13 protein-coding genes are annotated in these 17,101 nt (G+C 57.9%); 9 read left to right on the forward strand and 4 right to left on the reverse strand.

What is annotated here, in order from left to right:
- The first annotated feature begins 81 nt into the window (after positions 1 to 81).
- The 5 genes from ACP2YP_RS00900 (at position 82) to ACP2YP_RS00920 (ending at position 5,885) form a co-directional block, all read left to right on the forward strand.
- Positions 82 to 660: a DUF4339 domain-containing protein gene (locus ACP2YP_RS00900; protein WP_426421790.1), complete on the forward strand. Its 579-nt coding sequence runs from the start codon at positions 82 to 84 to the stop codon at positions 658 to 660.
- Between the two features lie 36 nt (positions 661 to 696).
- Positions 697 to 1,107 carry a superinfection immunity protein gene (locus tag ACP2YP_RS00905; protein WP_426421791.1) on the forward strand — a complete coding sequence of 137 codons (411 nt, stop codon included), beginning with the start codon at positions 697 to 699 and terminating at the stop codon, positions 1,105 to 1,107.
- Between the two features lie 9 nt (positions 1,108 to 1,116).
- Entirely contained in the window at positions 1,117 to 1,710 is a 594-nt protein-coding gene (locus tag ACP2YP_RS00910) for a hypothetical protein (protein ID WP_426421792.1), read from the forward strand.
- A 92-nt stretch (positions 1,711 to 1,802) separates the two neighbouring features.
- Positions 1,803 to 2,567 carry a PP2C family protein-serine/threonine phosphatase gene (locus tag ACP2YP_RS00915; protein ID WP_426421793.1) on the forward strand — a complete coding sequence of 255 codons (765 nt, stop codon included), beginning with the start codon at positions 1,803 to 1,805 and terminating at the stop codon, positions 2,565 to 2,567.
- Between the two features lie 633 nt (positions 2,568 to 3,200).
- The gene (locus ACP2YP_RS00920; RefSeq protein ID WP_426421794.1) at positions 3,201 to 5,885 is read left to right on the forward strand and encodes a sigma factor-like helix-turn-helix DNA-binding protein; all 2,685 of its coding nucleotides are present in this window, start codon (positions 3,201 to 3,203) and stop codon (positions 5,883 to 5,885) included.
- A gap of 3 nt (positions 5,886 to 5,888) precedes the next feature.
- Here ACP2YP_RS00920 and ACP2YP_RS00925 read toward each other — a convergent pair whose 3' ends face one another.
- From ACP2YP_RS00925 to ACP2YP_RS00940, 4 genes are read right to left on the reverse strand one after another with little or no spacing between them, the layout of a single operon-like run.
- A complete protein-coding gene (locus tag ACP2YP_RS00925; RefSeq protein ID WP_426421795.1) occupies positions 5,889 to 7,997 on the reverse strand; it encodes an AIPR family protein in 2,109 nt (702 codons plus the stop codon).
- A complete protein-coding gene (locus ACP2YP_RS00930; RefSeq protein ID WP_426421796.1) occupies positions 7,997 to 9,001 on the reverse strand; it encodes a PD-(D/E)XK motif protein in 1,005 nt (334 codons plus the stop codon). The genes ACP2YP_RS00925 and ACP2YP_RS00930 overlap by 1 nt, the downstream gene beginning before the upstream one ends.
- Positions 8,995 to 11,847, reverse strand: a complete 2,853-nt coding sequence (locus tag ACP2YP_RS00935) for a Z1 domain-containing protein (RefSeq protein ID WP_426421797.1) — start codon at positions 11,845 to 11,847, stop codon at positions 8,995 to 8,997. Before ACP2YP_RS00935 ends, ACP2YP_RS00930 begins: the two co-directional genes overlap by 7 nt.
- A 10-nt stretch (positions 11,848 to 11,857) precedes the next feature.
- Positions 11,858 to 13,366, reverse strand: a complete 1,509-nt coding sequence (locus ACP2YP_RS00940) for an ATP-binding protein (protein WP_426421798.1) — start codon at positions 13,364 to 13,366, stop codon at positions 11,858 to 11,860.
- A gap of 48 nt (positions 13,367 to 13,414) precedes the next feature.
- Between ACP2YP_RS00940 and ACP2YP_RS00945 the strand changes: the two genes are divergently transcribed.
- The 4 genes from ACP2YP_RS00945 (at position 13,415) to ACP2YP_RS00960 (ending at position 17,011) form a co-directional block, all read left to right on the forward strand.
- Complete coding sequence (locus ACP2YP_RS00945; protein WP_426421799.1) at positions 13,415 to 13,900, forward strand: very short patch repair endonuclease; 486 nt, start codon at positions 13,415 to 13,417, stop codon at positions 13,898 to 13,900.
- A 150-nt stretch (positions 13,901 to 14,050) separates the two neighbouring features.
- Positions 14,051 to 14,473 (forward strand): hypothetical protein, encoded by a 423-nt coding sequence (locus tag ACP2YP_RS00950; RefSeq protein WP_426421800.1) that lies wholly within the window; start codon positions 14,051 to 14,053, stop codon positions 14,471 to 14,473.
- A gap of 114 nt (positions 14,474 to 14,587) precedes the next feature.
- Positions 14,588 to 15,667: a DNA cytosine methyltransferase gene (locus ACP2YP_RS00955; protein WP_426421801.1), complete on the forward strand. Its 1,080-nt coding sequence runs from the start codon at positions 14,588 to 14,590 to the stop codon at positions 15,665 to 15,667.
- A 135-nt stretch (positions 15,668 to 15,802) separates the two neighbouring features.
- On the forward strand, positions 15,803 to 17,011 hold the full coding sequence (locus tag ACP2YP_RS00960) for a restriction endonuclease (RefSeq protein WP_426421802.1): 1,209 nt from the start codon (positions 15,803 to 15,805) through the stop codon (positions 17,009 to 17,011).
- The last annotated feature ends 90 nt before the right edge of the window (positions 17,012 to 17,101 follow it).

Here is a 17,101-nt window from a genome sequence, read left to right on the forward strand (position 1 = left end):
GCGAAACATGGGCGGCCTTTGGATGAACCCCTCCGGCGACATCCTTGGGATGCCCAAGAGAACGAGGAAGCTGGGGCGGTAATGAGCGATACAATTGAGGCGGGTGGCGCAAGCGCCAGCAATTGGTACTTCACCGAGAACGGCCAGCGCAAAGGCCCGATAACCGCGACCGACCTATTGGAGCTGTTGGAAGCAGAGAAAATCAGCGGCGACACGCCCGTTTGGCGCAGGGGTCTTGCCGACTGGCAGCCGCTCCGAAATACGGAGTTAGCTGGGCATCTTCCGGATACACCTCCCCCAGTCGCGTCCAACTTTGTGAACAACAGTCTTGTCTGGACGCTCGCCATTGCACCGATCGGCTATGCTTTCCTCGCGGGATGGCGCGACATGCAAATTATGGAGGATCCCCTCGAAGATCACTCCTTCGCACAGTTCGTCGCTCTGGGTCTTCCCTTACTGCTCAACGCCACACTGTGCCTCATAGACGAGCAGCAACTGAAACGCGCGGGTTACGCCGATAGATGGCTCACGCTCTTCGGAATTCTTCTGGCGCCCGTCTACCTGTTCCTGAGGGCGAAGCGCCTGCGCCAAACGCCGACTTATGGCTACGCCTGGGTGGCGTCCTTCATCATCAGCATGCTCCTGTCGATCCCTCACTAAATTCGACATTCCAGCGGCATCTCGGGCAGTTCTGACATGGACCATTTCGACGATCTCGTCTTCATCGGCGTCCTTTTTCTGATCATTGGCGCAATCTACATCGCCCCCACTTTTGTTGCATTCCGGCGCAACCACCCGAACCGGTGGGTCATCCTTGTTATCAATGTCGCCTTCGGCGGCACCATCATCGGATGGGGGGTTGCGATGGCGTGGGCGATGCGGGCGGCTCACCGAATAGGCGCTATGAGCAGCGGCGGAGAGTCCGGCCTCAACCTGTTCGTCAACGACGTGAAAAAGATTCAGATCGTGGATCCCCGACCTAGGCCCGCTACGTCGCCTGTGCAGGAGTTGGAGCGCCTTCATGACCTTCTCGTCCGGGGAGCGATTTCCCAGGTCGAATTCGACAGCCTGAAGGCCAAGCTGCTTGGCGCCACCCCCTCACGTTGAGAAAGAACAATGAAATTGCGACTGACTATTGTTGTTGCGCTTCTGTTCTCGGCCTTTCGGATCGAATATCTCAACGCGGAGGAAGCCTCCTTCTATGAAAAAGAGACAGATAAATGGTGGACAGTTTTCGGCGGAGCCAACGCGGAGACTGGGCAAGCCACCTGTTACGGCCGTGCGAACAAGAAGGACGGATCATTCATTCAAATCCATCGCTCCCTCGTTGACGGCGAGGTCTGGGCCATTGTCCACGACACCGAATGGGAAATTCAAGGACCCGACCGAGGCTCGCTGCGCTGGAACTTCTTCAACGGTCAAAAGAATGGTCTCATCGACGGTGCAAACTTCGATTACGTCCTCAAGGACAAGAACACGATCTTGATCCTGCAAATCGAGCCAAAGAATTTCTCGCAAGCCCTCTGGAATGCCCGGTACTTCACTCTTGTGATGCCCGCGGACGTACCCAACATGTCGATCAGTTTTGAAACCAGGGGAAGTTCGATGCTTTCTGCGCTGGCAGAGTGCGTCAAACAGAACGAGAAGAAATACAAGAACTTCAAGCCGTCCCTGGAAAAAGTCCCGGACTCAGTGAAGGAACAGCTCTAAAACCGGCTGATGGGTTACGGCAATGGCCGCAAGCAGCTCAACGTGCAACAGACCACCGAAGTGCCCCCAATAGATCGAGCGACTGTTTGAGTATGCCAAGCTGGACCATTGCTGCCTTTACCCATCGCGGTCACGTGCGTCCGGACAATGAGGACGCTATAGCGATCGACGACCGTGTCCTTACCGGCGATATGGACGTGCCGATGGTCATGACGTCACCGGGCGATTGCTGCCTCCTGATGATCGCGGACGGCATGGGTGGCCACGCGCGCGGCGCGATGGCCAGCCGCGCCGTGCTCGATTATCTGGTTGGTGCGATGGCCCGGCTTTCAAATCCCGCCTCCTGCGCCGAAGCGATCGAGGAAGCCAATCGACACCTCTACGAACTCATGCGGAAACACGAGGAAGCGCTCGGTATGGGCTCGACACTCGTGGGAGCCGTTCTGAAGGCCGGTCAATTACTCACATTCAACATCGGCGACAGCCGCTGCTACCTACTCAGCGCGGGCCAATTGGTGCAGCTCAGCCACGACGATGTCCCCGAAGGCGAGCGCAGCCATATCGGTCCCCGCCGGTCCCACGCCCTCACCCAGGCCTTGGGCGGCTCTTCGTTTCCCATCGCGGTTGAACCGCACATCTCCCTCGACCCGCCGCTTGCTCCCGGAGAGACCCTGCTGCTGTGCAGTGACGGCCTGACCGACATGGTCGCCAGCGAGGTGATCGGCAGCACGTTGAGAGTGGTCGAGGCCCCTCTACGATCCGTGCGCGATTTGGCGGCCAGGGCGTTCAGGGCCGGCGCCCGAGACAATGTGTCCTTGGTCGTCGTACGCCGCTCCGACGCGCGCCCGACACGGTGACACGGACACAAGTTCGCCGGCCGCGACCGCGGCACCGCGAAAGCGATCATGAGTCTGTCAGCACGAGCTATCCGAAGGCAGCGAATTGATAGCGGTGTCCTCAGGCTGTCCGCTCTGTCAAGACAAAGAGAAGAAACTATTTGGATTGGCCCTCGGGTCGGGCTCCGCGAGCGAGACTCCGATCCAAGAAATCCCGAACGTATTTCGTTCCGGCGCGTCTCTGAGAGCCGCAACCTGGCAGATCGACAGGCGAATGGATGGGGCTACACGTAGGGTGGCTGGTATCAAAGGCTACTCGGCGGAGCCGACCGAAGTTTGGTTGCCGGTCGTTCTCTCTGACGACTCGGCGTCTTCCTACATAAAGATCAATCTGCATGATCTCCGACCGGCGGAATAGCATACCGAAGATGAAAAAGAGCCGTCTCTGCCACTTCCACCTCCCGGAAAGCTGCAGGAATCGCTGTACTAAGAATTTCCTGGAAGACGCCAGCGCATCTTCCGCCTTGAGGATTGCTGTGGCATCATTGGCACGTTTCGCCGCCTCTAAGCGGTTTTAGCGCTCGGGCCAAAACGTTCAGGGCGAGACAAATAGACACTCCTCCCTGCACGGGCAAATCGACGACTGGAATCCCCTTGCGATCCGACCCGCTGGCAACAATGCTGGAGAGCAAACGTCAGGCCGAAGAGCGCCGAAACGAGCTTGTGCAACGGCTGAAGTTAGCCAACGCCGCAAGCCTTCCGTCTCCATGGACCGCGAATGCGCCACCTATTGAGGAGGCGGATCCCCTCGCCATCCCTTCAGTCGATCCCGATCACCCAGTTTCCGACGACGGTTCAGAACCGCCCGGCCCCGCAGAGTCATTGACCGTCGATCGGCTTATCGACTCGACCGACATCAGCGTTCGCCTAAACAACTGCTTCATAAACAATCGCGAAGTATTCCGCCAATTCACCTTGGATGAAATCCTTCTTGATCGCGAGGCATTCGTATCAAGGCTGATCAAATGCCCAAACCTTGGAAGGAAAACGGCCGCGGAGGTCCTCAGTATTGTCGATCTTTTCATCCAAAAGCCTTGGCCGATCGAAGGACTTAGCGTCGCCGAAAACTCTATGGATGGCGCCTCATTTGCCGTCCAGCCGACCGCAACCGCCGGATTCCAACAGGCAGTCCTTGATGAACCCATAACTGCCATTCTCACGAACTCGGAAATCAGCACGCGCCTGTGGAATCTGATGAAGTCCGGAGAATTCGACAATATTACCCTCGGAGACTTCCTCTCTGACCCGACCGAGGTGAAGCAGAAATTCATGTCGGCCACCAATTCCGGTCGGAAGACAATGGACGAAGCCATAAGGGTTCTGTCCGACCATGCCGAAATAAGCCGAGATGGAATCGACGACCCTTTAAATGTGCGTTCGGATTCGGATGATGATGTTCCGTCGGTTGCGGAAGATCATTCACTGCCGCCGCGCCAGCGGATCCAGGAAATACTCAGCGGCCTTTCTCAAAAGGAATTCCAGGTTCTCACCGAGCGCTACGGCCTTGACGGGTCTGCTCCGCAAACTTTGCGGGACATCGGGCTTCGTGTTCACGTCACCCGCGAGCGCGTTCGGCAGGTCGAGAAAAAGGCCATCGGTCGTCTTCAAAAGATGCAGAGAAACCGCTCCGTGTTCGAGGCCTTGTTAAATGCGGAGCAAGAATCGGCATGGGGAGCCCTTTGCGGTGACGCAACTTCTCTCAACGAAGCGCGACTTTCCGAGGCATCGCGGCTTCTCGACCCATACGTCGCGTTGGCCATCGACGTGCTGCATGTCGATATCCGTGAATGGGTGACAAAGATTGCCCATTCCTTCCAAGGTGGATGGTTCCGAAATCAATCCGACGCGAACCGTCTGGTTGATTTCCAAAAAGCGGTTCAGGCGGTTACCGAAGGATACGCCACGCCTGTTACTCCAGAGCAGTTCGGTGAAATCACCGGCTTGTCTGCCGGACATAGCCTCTCCTACGAAGGCCAGAATTGGGCATTTTTCGAGAGCTATCTTTGTGTCGGATACCTTGGCGCGAAAGCCAAAAGGCTGGTCCGGATGCATCGCATCGCCAAGGAAGAGTTTCCCGATGGCTTGCTCGATATATGCGCGCTGGCGCGTTCCTACAGGCTGCAATATCCCGACGACAATTGCGGTTCCCGTATCTTTCAGATGCAGGCTGACGAAGCTCCACATCTGTTTGCGCCGCTTTTCGACAACATCCTGGCCTGCCTTCCGATGAATGCAGTTACCTCGAAATTCGTGCCTGCGCCGCCGTTCGAGCGTGGCGAGTTCAAGGATGATGATTTTTCCGAGGGGACGATCGGGAAACTTCTCGCGAACATCTTGTCGACAGAGGGCCCACAGAGGCAATCGGATCTCAAGGATCTGGTTTTGGCGGCCGCAGGAGACGCCACGATCGCGGAATCCAGCATCGGGGTAATCTTGATCTCGAACCCCTGCTTCCGCAGGGTCGCGCCTGGGACGTTTGCATTGTACCACGGCGACAGCGAGCTGCAGGAACAGCTGCAGCCGCGTCTTCTCGATGAACGGCACTGCCGGACCTATTGTTACGCTCGTTACGGAGGAGCTCCGGCCGCCTACTATCCTGCTTGGGGTCCATCCTTTGAAATGGCTCTTTGTATCTGGGCCAAGGCCCACGCCACGACGGATCTGTATCGCTCGTTGCTTTCGGTGGCGGATCCGTTGCAATGGCCGGCTCCGGAATCGACGACCGCGACGTGGCTGGAGCTTCAGAGGCAGGAGGCGCGTTGGGAAATTGGCACCGAGCGGAGGGTGCCGCTTGGCAGCCGCTTCATTGACCCCGAACAGATGTTTTCCGTCCTGACCCATCTTGCGCTGTTTGGTTGGATCAGCTGGTTCGCGATCAATCGGGCGACCGGTTCGAAGAACGACAATCATGATGCAGCCGACGTTCTGGCGCTGCTGGTGATGGCTGGTCTTGCACAACCGGAAGCTGACTGGCAGATCAAGCACGAGGCGACGGATCTCGGCATACAGGCATTCAATCGAGCCTGCGCCGAACGGCACATGTGCGGCAAGCTGTCATGGGAAAACGGGGTGCTGGGCGCCTTGTTTGCAGGGCTGAGAGGAACAGGCGCCCAGACTTCACTCGGCTGGATTAATCCCGAAGACTCGACGCGCGCGATAGCCGGATGGCAATCTGGCGAACTGCCCACAGGCAAGGCTTATGGTGGACGGCAGGCAGTGTCGATCGATGTCGAGCAGCTGTTCGATTCCGACGCCTGGAATGACGCGTTTGGCGCCTAGAAATCACGCGCTGACTGCGTCAACCAGACCGCCATTGTCGATTGCGAGCTTCAGGATCGCGCGTCCCTCTCGGGCGCGTTTCGGGGTCAGCTCCTTGGACCAGCCACCCGCTGACAGCGCGGCGATTTCGGAGGCAATCTCACGCTGCTTCGGATCAAGACGACCGCTCTCGGTACCCCAACTGATGATGCGAATCCACTCTTCGGCGCTGATCTGTCGGCACTGACGGTGCGCATCAAGATCGTCCGGATCGAGAGCGATACGGGTCTCGGTCGGCGCAACACCCCAGCTTCCACCGCTATGCTGAACCTTCTCGAGTTCCTGCGGCAGCGCCTCGGGAAACGTAAGATCGAGCTTCTGAATCGCCTTCCAGCAGTCCAGCTTTTTGCACCATTCGCCGAAATTGCTCAGTCCCCGAGCGGCTCCGCTTCCACGAATTCCCTCGAAGACCTGGGTCGCCCAAATCACGATCATGTCCTCGGCTGGCTTGGAGAGGCGCTGGTGTTGCCACACGGTCATGAGGTCGAATTGGCCGCCGGTCCTGAACGACAATGCCGATACAGTGTAGGCAGTAATCTGGGAGCGCAGATCCTTGAACTTCGCCTGGTCCACGATGCGCCTTGTCTCGTTGAAAATGATGGCCTTGGCGATCATTTCCTTGAAGTAGAACTCATCAGGCGCCCACGACTTTGCCTTGGTTTCCCGCATCCGCTGCGTGAACTGCACGAAGTTCTTCTGTCCACCCATGCTGACCACGTTTGGCAGTTGATCCCAGGCATTGATGAACTTGGCGATGTCGAGCTTCGTGAACCTCCTGTGTGCCGGGAATGTTTCCTTGAACCGCCGCGCTTTCGCGTCGGTGCTTCCCTCTCGCGAGAGGTCCACGAAATACTGGCCTCTAGCTCTTTCGTAGAACCATTGCCCTTGCTGGTCGGGTGTCCAGATCTTCTTGGAAAGCCTCTCGAGCTCGATGTGGTAAGGGTCGTTGGCGGAGAAATCAGCCATCTGGATGGGATTCTGGGTATTGGCAAACTCGGCAATTTTCGGTGCGAGCGTGTCGAGCAGCTCGCGCCGAACTAAGGTAAGCTTTGCCTGCACGAAGACCTTGGAAAGATCGGCGTGATCAGATTTCCCTGCGCGGTGGATGGAAGCGGTTGTCTGCCCGCCATTGACTATCTGCAGTCCAGTGATACGTGCAATGCCCAACGACCCATCGGCTAGCCTCGCGGTCTCAACCGAATCGGCTGTCATGGAGATCCCGTTGTTGTAGGCCAAGAAGCGTGCTGGTTGTTGCTTGAGCGTATCCCGGATACCGCGATTGACCTTGCCTTTTGCCTGCAGAAACGACCTGACATTTCGCTCAAGCAGCCGTGGTCCATATTCGTCATAGATCTGGTAGAGCAGCTTGCCCGGGATTATGGCCAGATAGGCGGCGTATTCTTCTCCGTCGATCGGGACCGTCACGCAAGGAATCGCCTCGCCATAGATGGAAGCGACGTCGATCTCGATTTCCTCTTGAGGGCGATCGTGCGCAAGCACCCGCGATAGACGCTCGATGTCCCAGAACTCGATCCGCAGCTCGATATCGCTGTCCTTGATGGGAAGCTTCTTCGGCTTTTCGCGCGCCAGGTCGGTCAATCCGTCAGTCAGGATGAACAGCCGCGCCCGCTTCAATCGCAACGCGACCGAGTTTATGCGCATCGCCATTCGATATCGGTCCTGCGACGGATCCAGCCTAGTGTAGAGATCGCCGAGGGCGCCGACGAAGTAGCGGACCGCCTGTTCAGCTGCTTTCCGCATCTCGTCTCCCGGAACTCGGGTGGGTTCGTTGAATCCCTTGTAAACCGACACGAACAGGTCGATGGCGTCCTGTTCCTGATCGTCATCCGCCAGGGCATACCCGTTGATCTTCGCCTGCCCCCTGTTCACTTCGCCCAGGAAATGAATGGCGACCGGATTTTCCACGACGCCGATTTCGCCTGACAAAAGGTCCATGACGTATTCAGTGAAGACGTTTTCCGTGAAATCCGGCTCCGAGCCGTCCTGGCCACTCGAACGGTGCAGAATCTCAGACTGCATCTCGCTCAGGAAGTATTGTGCATTTTCCGACATCACAGCCTCTCAAGCATGTTTGTCCGAGCGTCCGCGGATTCGACAAGGTGACCCAGGCACGCGTCGATCGAAACGCTATATGATGCCTCGGCGACACCGCGTCCTACGCTGCTTCTTGTCAACCGCGGGAATGTTTCGGTTACCTTGAACCATCGCACCTGCCGTACCGAGAAGGATTGCTGATAGGCCTCGGCGTGGACGTCGAGGTACCCGGCCTCTATGAGGGAAGCATCAAAGTCTATTGCGGCCCCGGCATCAACGTTGGCCAACGACGATCTGATGCTTGCGATAATCGCGGGCAGTGTTTCGCCCGCTGACGCTATTGGATCGATGATGACGTGATAAACTAGCAGAAGCTCCCTGCTTCCTGCATCAAGCTGATCCAGATTAGCGACATGGAAAACACTGGGTGATCGCGCGGCCGATGCCTTGACCTCGATCGCGACAGACCTGAAGCGAAAATCCTGCGGCTCCCTATGGGGTCCACGCCAGGCACGAATTCCCGATGCGGGGTCAACAACTGGGATTATCTCGCTTCTGAGGAAATGGAGCTCTGCGAACAACCCTACAAGTTCCTCGTCGGAAAGACGGTCAGGTCCGAAGCGGCTGATGAACCGTTCCCACGTACTGAGCCGCGCCAGAAGGGCGCGCACCCCGGTTGTCTCGGTAGCCGAGGCGGCAACTGCCGCGCCGACATCTTCAGCCAGGGTTGTGAATACGTCGCGGAAACGGCGGTCCTTCAACAGGAGACACAGGCGCGCCATTCCACCGGGGCCGGGGGCGATTGTCTCGATCGAAAGTTGGAATCCCAGGCAGTCCGGAAGATCTACGCCAGGTGGAATGGACTTGGAAAGCACCTCGAAGAGCACCGCGACAGTCCCGTCCGGTCTAATGGCCGCTCTTACATCACACGGCGATTGGGAATGGACCCGGCGTGCATGCCAACCTGGTTCTGTTCTTCCCTCCTGGGCCAACGCTGTCCAGATGTCGGAGATGGCTACCACGCGCCAGCTCCATATTCCTGTTCCCAGAATATGTTGTCGACCATGTATCGGACAGGGGCAGCGTTGTCGCTGGATGGGAAGCTGACACCGATCCCGAAAATGGGTTCTTCCGTCTCGACCTGCGGCACGGCGGGATCCAACGGATACAACAGGAGTAGCCCGCGCTCGGGGTGTCTGCCCCGGACGTGCCTGATCGCCCCGCCCGACGGCGTCTCCGGCGGCTCCTTGCGCCTCGACCGTCCAGGATCCCGATGCCACTCCTGGACTGTCTTGGCCAGTGCCTCATCGTAGCCACCGGCATCGAGGTCGATTGCCTCGTCTTTTGGCGAGAGAAGCCTGCGAACGAGGTAACGGCCCTGCTTGACCTGGACTTCCCGCTTTATGAAACGTTCGTTCTCCCTGCGATGAACCGTCTTCATGTTCGTGCCGGCAATTTCCTTTAGCGTTCCGTCACCAGAGAATAGCCCGACGGTCCATTCAGTGAGTTCGCCCCGATCGATTTGGCCCTCGATAAACTCCGCCAGCAGCAGCGAGTTGACCTGGTACGAGGTCTTGTGGGTGCGGTACTCCCGCAGCAGCGTGACGACTTGCTTGCCGGGTACGCCGGCCCACAGCCTCGCCCCGTCCCATCTATGAGGTGCTTCCCCTGTACGTAATCTCGTTGGAGTGATTTCCTTCGGCTCTCCCAGAGATGCGAGAAATCCGGAAACCGCCACGAAGTTGGAGTGGATTTCCGTCGGATTGCGATCAAACACGATCGTCTCCTGTATGGCGCCGGCGAAGTCGATTTCCACTTCGGTGGCACTGCGCATCTTCACACGTGACGTTACCATCATGGTGGGATGAGCCCTGACCTTGAGCCCATAGTCCTTGGGCGTGCCATTGATGGTCTGCATGTGATCGAATTCGCGGCGCAGCTCCTCGGCCGCCTGGGTGATATGCACGAACCACTCGTTCAATTCCGCAGTCGTATAGAGACGACAGAGGTCTAGGTAACCCGGCCTGAAGCCGAACCATCGACCCATCTGCATCAGTGTGTCGTACATTTTGCTGGCGCGCAGGAAGTAGCTGATGCTTAGCCCTTCGAGGGTCAGCCCTCGTGCGAGCTTGTCGCCTCCGATCGCGATGACGGAGAATCCGGTTTCGCGATGCGTTTCATAGTCCAGGATATCCCCAGCCGTACCGTTTATCGTGCGAACACTTATCGACTCAATCGAATTGAGGATATGCGGTTCAACCTGCTCCCATGTGATCTTTTTGAAGGTCCGATCCGGTAGAAGTTTCGCGACGACCTCGCTCGTTGTTGCGAAACTCGAATCCCATAGAGAACGCAACTGATGGACAACACCGGACCCTGCCCCAAGACGGACCCTGTTCCGGAGTGCCTTGACCTCTAGTTCGACCTGCTCGCGCACGATTTTTTGCACAGAAGTGAATCTGGTCACGTGGACAAGCATTGAATTATGCACGGCGATTTCACCCCGCGCTCGCCGCGCTGCGCAGACAAGCACGAATTCCTGGATCGCCTTCCTGAGGCTTGGCGGAACCTCGTTCTTGCCGTCATAGGCCGGCACAAATCCATTTTTGTGCTTGGGTGGCATCCATCCTTCGGTCTCGTCCGGCGCCAATGACCTCGCGAAATCATCGATGACTCGCACCAAAGGAAGAGCGGGCACACCGTCGTCATCGCCGGAAGGTTCGAGACCAAACATGCGAACCGGCCCATCGTAGTTCGATGGAGCGGGCAGATTTATGATGAAGCTTCGCGGAAAAAGATCCTCGCCGAGCAGTTCGGTCTTGCCCTGATCATGGATGAAGATGTTCGCGAAAGGGGTCGCCGTGTATCCGACATACGCCGTCTTCTGGAACTTCTTCAGCAGCAGCCTGATCTGTCCGTTGATCTTTGTCGGGTCATGATCCTCATCAAGCTTGCCGTTCTCGTCGACAGACTGCTCCTTCGTATCGACCGAGGCATGATCTGCTTCGTCATCTATGACGAGCAGTGGATCCTCAAGCATGGCGCGACCGTTCAATATGCTATCGATCCATTTCAGGAGGTTCTTCAGAACCTTGTTGTTCTTCTTGACGACGAACAGGAGAGGCTTTCCGCCGGGGGCAATGCCGAACTTCCGTGCGACGGCTAGATTGAAATCGCCTTTCTCGTCCCGTGTCGTGATGTAGTCTGGTCGTATGGAAGGATCGGAGTCTATTTCCCCAACGCCGATGGAATTGATCCGGGTGGCACCCGAATTGTCGCGCGGGGTCGTTTCGTACCCAAGAAACCCTTCGTCCAGCCGCATCTGCGTCTGGCTTCGGAGATTGTTGTGAAGGCCGGCGAGCACAATGATCACCTTGTACCCGGCGTCGGTCGCCTTGCAGATGAGACCGGTGTAGTTGGAGGTCTTTCCGGACTGGACGTGCCCCGCCACCAGACCCTTTCGACTCCATGCGCCCGGACGAGCCGGGTCCTCGAGTCTGGACAATATTTCGTTGGTGGTGTCCTCAAGGGAATCTACCGCTATTGGTGACCAGCTCTTCTCGAGAAATTGTCGATACCTCGGCCATAATCTCCATTCGACCTTGCGCTCCGGCGTCAGCCAGGCGAGATGGTCGTCGTTCTGTTCGAGCGTCACGGCTTTTCCGATCCAGACGCTGTAGCGCTCCTCGAGGCTGCGAATCAGTAGCTGCTTGTCCACTTCGATCGCGGCAAGCATAGCACTTGGCAAAAGCAGTACCTGCTGTACGACGGAGGCGATCGTCTCCATCGTGATGGGCGTTTCATCGCGATGACGTTCGATTGCCGTCTGAGCATATTCAAGTGCAGCTTGCTGGGCGGTTTTCTTCACAGACGAATCCCTACTGCGTATCTTCGGCGGCGATGCTGTCGATCAGATCCGGATAGTTCTGAAACGGTTCAGTCCTGCGGAGGCGCGCCAGAGCTGTAGCACGAGACAGACCGACCTTCGTGACGAGATGCCAGAGCGTCGTCCTGGCCAGATCTGCGACCTCCGGCGTCGCGGCTTCGGCAAAGGCTTCCTTCTGTATTTCGCCATTTTCTACCGTATCGAGCCAGATGCGCTGGATGGGCACGGTTTCTTCGACGAGGCGAAGAAGCTGCTCGATCGCTTTTCCTCCAGATTCCTCGGCGGCTCGCAGAACGGCCGGGTGCTCACGATTGATCTTGTAGGAGGTCGAACCGTTGGTCGTGCGTCCGATCCAGGCAGTCTGCAGATCGGGGACCGCAGCACGGCGTCCATAGGCGCCCCTGTGGGCAAACACCTGTTTTGCACTGCTTCGTACCTGGTCAGCCAAATCGGTTAGCCGCCGCCGCAAAAGTCTTGGTGGTCTCGCCACCGACTTCTTGACGTCGATGTCCCATTCCTTGTCCGCTGAGTTCGGAAACTCCAGGCGAAGGCGGGCGAGCTTGTAGGGTTCTTCCATCGTCCAAACGCGCGGAGTGCCGAGTCCCAGCCACCCACCGGCCACGAGCATCCGTCTGCTTCGATAGACGTAGAACCCCTGCTGCGCGGTCCACCCCGCGGGGCCGGATGCCAGACTCGCTTCCTGCTCGGTCAACCGATCTTTGTGCGGCAACACGAAGCCTTGCAGCTCGATTACACCGTGAGAAGAATAGACCCGTTCGACAGGCGTGACCTCCGTGGCAGGATGGTTTTCGAGGAACGGGTCCCAGGGCTTCACTCTTTGCCCGTTCAACCAGATCTGCAGCTCCGGTCGAGGTCCGCTTAGGAACCTGTGGAAGACCATGCCAAGGTGTTCGCCGACTTTTTCTGCCGTGGTCAGGAATGCGTCCTCGGACGCGGGTTCATTCGCAAGCATCCCCGCCGTGATCCGATCAAGTTCTTGCCAAAGGACAATCGTGCCCGACGTCATTTCGTCGAGCGCTTCGAACAGCTTTGCTGTGCCTGGCCTTCCGTTCGGCAGTAGTCGCCAATCGTTGATTTCGGGTCGTGCGATATAGTCCAGATCCCAGCATCGCTCAGACCGTTGGCCGACCTGCTTGGTCGCGACGGTAAGGCAGCGGCTCTGGGCAAAAGACGCCGTCTTTAGCCCCAGCCCGAACCTTCCAAGATCCTGTTCGGCGCGTATGGACCACGGGTGAGTCCCGCCGAGGGTCATGGCTCGCCTGAGATCGGCATCACTCATGCCGACCCCATCATCGGTGACCGAGATCCAGGATTCGCGTCCAGCAAAATGGAATTGGACCCGGACATTACGTGCCTTGGCCGCAATGCTATTGTCGACGATGTCAGCAATCGCGGCTTCCGTGGAGTATCCAACGCCGCGTAACGACTCGATCATTGCGTGTGCTGGCGGCGGCACCAGTTCATAAGCCTCGGTAGGCATTATATTACCTTATATCACGATATATCGTTGGTCGGACTGGAGAAATTCTTGAGAAAGCTTGAACGGAATTCCGCAACGGGCAAGCGAAATGATCCGTACTCCCCCGGAAATGTGCCGGTCAGGTTGCATCGCGGTGACATCATGAGTCCGGAGAAGCGGAGTGCGCTGATGTCCCGTATCCGGGGCAAAGGCACCAAGCCGGAGAAGGTGGTCGCCGAGTTGCTGGCGGGAGCCAACTTGTCCTGGGAGGAGCACGCCAAGGATCTCCGCGGTCGTCCCGATTTTGTACTTCGGTCTGCCCGGGTCGTCATCTTTGTGGACGGCGACTTCTGGCACGGCTGGCGTTTCCCGGTTTGGCGATTGAAGCTTTCCGAAAAGTGGGAGCGGAAGATCGAAGCCAATCGGTTGCGCGACGCAAGAAACTTCAAGGCCCTTCGCCGCGCGGGCTGGAAGGTGGTCCGCCTCTGGGAGCACCAAATCAAGAAAAACCCCGCCGAATGCCTGGCGAGAATTCTTGCTGTACAGCGTCGATAGGGCGTGGCGTCCGGCTGGTGGGCCTGGCATGCTCATTGAGATCGATCAGGTCGCCGCGCAGGACGAAAGCTTATGCAGACACCATCAACGCCGGAGCCGGATGAGCCCGCAGGGAACTGAGAGCCGTTTACCGACGTCCTGGATAATCTTATGCGAAACTACATCGAGTGGGCATGCGCTTTGACTGACGATGGCATCGAGCTCAACGACCAAGCATCATTTTCGGCTTTAAGGACGAATCAGGGAGAACCGCTCCTGGCGGACTTCGCTGCCGAATACCTTGATGAGCAGATGCTCATTGCTCGAAAAGCGGCCGTCGAGAACGGACACGACTTTGCCGATGTCATCTTGTGCAAGGCCCCGGACATCGACTCAGGTAAACTCGCAGATATGTTGATCCAGCTGTTCTTCCGCGATAAGGCCGCCGCCGTGGCGAGCGCAAAGTGTTTGGGTGAGATTTGCGACGTAGCGGAGGATTCCAGTAAGTCAGCGATCTATCTGAAGTTCGATCTCGCTGCGGATGAGACCCTCCCGGGGGTGGTGCGGGATGCACTGAACAGACCCATCCAATAGGCAAAGGGCCGAAGGGTTCATGCTGACGCTGCACGTCTTAACGAAGAGTAGTTATTGCGACGGTAGTAAAGCGTTCCGACCTATGGATATGTTTGACTGGCAATCGAGGGATAAATGAAGGGCATCGACCTGTTCTCTGGAGGCGGCTGCGGAAGCGCCGGAGCGCGCCACGCTGGCCTCACGATGGTCGGTGCCGTGGACGGCTGGGACATCGCCGCGGCTACCTACGGCGACAACTTTCCTAGCGCCAAGGTAGTCAACGCGAAACTCACCGACCGGAGCGGACCCGAGATATTCGGCCGCATCGGCAAGGTCGACATGCTGATTGCGTCGCCTGAGTGTACCCACCACTCGATCGCACGCGGCAACAGGCCGGTCGACGAGGAAAGCCAGCGCTCTGGCTGGTATGTCATGAACTTCATCAAGAAGCTCGATCCCCGTTGGATCGTTCTCGAGAATGTCACGCCGATGAAGAACTGGCCCGGCTTCGACGACCTGATCGCAACTCTGAAAAAGACGTACAAACTGCGAATTGGGTCTCTCGACGCGGCCGACTTCGGAACTCCTCAGAACCGACGCCGCCTGTTCATCGTTGGCGACCAGCTGGTGACGCCGACCATCGCGCTGCCCGGCCTGAAGGCGACACGGGATGCATCGTGCATTTTGGAGCGCGAGGGCAACTATGCCGCCGAGCCTGTCTATAACGGAAAACGAGCAGCCTCGACGATTGCGCGGGTCGAGCGTGGTATTGCGGAGTTGGGTCGCGGAAAGGATTTCCTGATCGTCTACTACGGCTCGGACCGGGCTGGCGGCTGGCAACGCCTCGATCGTCCGCTCAGGACGCTCACGACACTAGATCGTTTCGGACTGGTGCAGTGGATCGATGGTCAGCCCACGCTTCGCATGCTCCAGGTGCCGGAGCTCAAGCGGGCCATGGGCCTGACCCATTTGAAGGATGAGCACGGGGATGGCGTGCAGTTCACGCTGGACCAGGGCACCCGCCGCGACAAGGTCAAGGTGCTTGGCAATGGCGTTTGTGCCCCTGTGATGCGAGCCGTCGTCGGTTCGCTGTTGGGCGCTGGCAGCCGCGACATCCTTGATGATGACCTCATCCCCGCACGGCGTCGCGCCACCTCAGCATCGGGTCGGCTGAACGCTAGCCACATGAGCACCGCGCGTACGCTGTCCTACTAGGGGACTGGGCGGCAACCGTGCCGCTTTCCAAGGCCGGATCCGGAAAATGTTTCCGCGATAGGACGAATCGGGCAGTCTCCGTCGTTTCGCAATCGCATTCATGCCGCGAGAGCTTCTGCTCCTGGGACGCACCTCATGCCAATCGGCAAAATCGTTCCCTTCGCCGATCTTCCGAGCGCAGACTTGGTTGTCGACGCCGTCTATCAAAGCGGACGCAAGGGCAACCATGGGGACGACCCGATCTCCCTCCTTCTCCGCGTGTCCAATCAGGGCGGATTCAGATACCGAGGCAGTCTCGACTCGCTCGACCTCGTTGCACTCGTTTCATCGCTGAATGATCCTGATTGGCCTGATACGATCGATCGCGAGTCCGGCACCTTCGTCTATTTTGGCGACAACAAACGCCCCGGCCGTGCCCTTCACGAAACACTTCGATTTGGCAACGAATTGTTGCGACGATTCTTCGAATATGCGCATTCCGGGTCAACGGACCGAAGCAGGATTCCACCGATCTTCGTGTTCGCGAAGACCGGTGAATGGCGGGACGTCCGCTTCATCGGGCTCGCCGTTCCGGGTGGCGCCGATATAGAAAACTACGACGACCTGGTAGCGGTCTGGCGGACGAGCAAGGGACTGCGTTTCCAGAATTACCGTGCCCGATTCACGATACTGGACGTTTCGAAGATATCGCGTGCTTGGCTGGACGCCCTCGCCACCGGTATCAAATCATTAGATCTGGCGCCGGCGCCATGGGTGGAGTGGCTGGAGAAAGGTCGCTATCGGGCCCTGAAGTCCGTCCGGACGATAGAACACCGTCCCAAGGCAGAGCAGCTTCCAACGACAGTGGAAGACCGTGCGATGATCTCGGCGATCCACAAATGCTTCGCAGGCCGACCTCACGACTTCGAGCGCTGTGCCACGGCCCTGGCAAGAATGATGATGCCGGACATTGTCGCCATGGACCTCACGCGCCCATCTCGCGATGGCGGTCGCGATGCTATAGGAAAACTGAAGATCGGCAGAGGTCCCAGCGCGGTCCTTGTGAACTTTGCTCTCGAAGCAAAGTGTTACGACCCAGCGAATTCTGTTGGCGTCCGCGAAATGTCGAGGCTGATATCCAGATTGCGTCATCGCCAATTCGGAATTCTTGTGACGACCAGCTACATCGACAGTCAGGCGTATCGCGAGATCAAGGAAGATCAGCATCCCATCGTCGTGATTGCCGCAGCCGACATCGTCGGGATCCTGCGCGCCCACGGCTTTGCCGATCCACACGCTGTTAAGAAATGGCTGAATCTGGAATTTTCAGGGGAGCAACAGCCGGTCATGTTGCCGACCTTCTAGAAACAGCAGTCTGCTCATCGGGAGGATTCAAAACGCAGGTTAGCCGCAAGGAGTCGAGATTCCACTTCGTCGGTGCAGCGAGCTTGCGGG

This window comes from Bradyrhizobium genosp. A, from assembly GCF_049949275.1.
Taxonomy (GTDB): Bacteria; Pseudomonadota; Alphaproteobacteria; order Rhizobiales; family Xanthobacteraceae; genus Bradyrhizobium.

What these genes read in the sequence shown, in the direction of transcription:
- ACP2YP_RS00940 (WP_426421798.1), bottom strand. Translation starts at nt 13,366, where the DNA reads ATGCCTACCGAGGCTTATGAACTGGTGCCGCCGCCAGCACACGCAATG.
- ACP2YP_RS00925 (WP_426421795.1), bottom strand. Translation starts at nt 7,997, where the DNA reads ATGTCGGAAAATGCACAATACTTCCTGAGCGAGATGCAGTCTGAGATT.
- ACP2YP_RS00960 (WP_426421802.1), top strand. Translation starts at nt 15,803, where the DNA reads ATGCCAATCGGCAAAATCGTTCCCTTCGCCGATCTTCCGAGCGCAGAC.
- ACP2YP_RS00915 (WP_426421793.1), top strand. Translation starts at nt 1,803, where the DNA reads ATGCCAAGCTGGACCATTGCTGCCTTTACCCATCGCGGTCACGTGCGT.
- ACP2YP_RS00900 (WP_426421790.1), top strand. Translation starts at nt 82, where the DNA reads ATGAGCGATACAATTGAGGCGGGTGGCGCAAGCGCCAGCAATTGGTAC.
- ACP2YP_RS00950 (WP_426421800.1), top strand. Translation starts at nt 14,051, where the DNA reads ATGCGAAACTACATCGAGTGGGCATGCGCTTTGACTGACGATGGCATC.
- ACP2YP_RS00955 (WP_426421801.1), top strand. Translation starts at nt 14,588, where the DNA reads ATGAAGGGCATCGACCTGTTCTCTGGAGGCGGCTGCGGAAGCGCCGGA.
- ACP2YP_RS00910 (WP_426421792.1), top strand. Translation starts at nt 1,117, where the DNA reads ATGAAATTGCGACTGACTATTGTTGTTGCGCTTCTGTTCTCGGCCTTT.
- ACP2YP_RS00905 (WP_426421791.1), top strand. Translation starts at nt 697, where the DNA reads ATGGACCATTTCGACGATCTCGTCTTCATCGGCGTCCTTTTTCTGATC.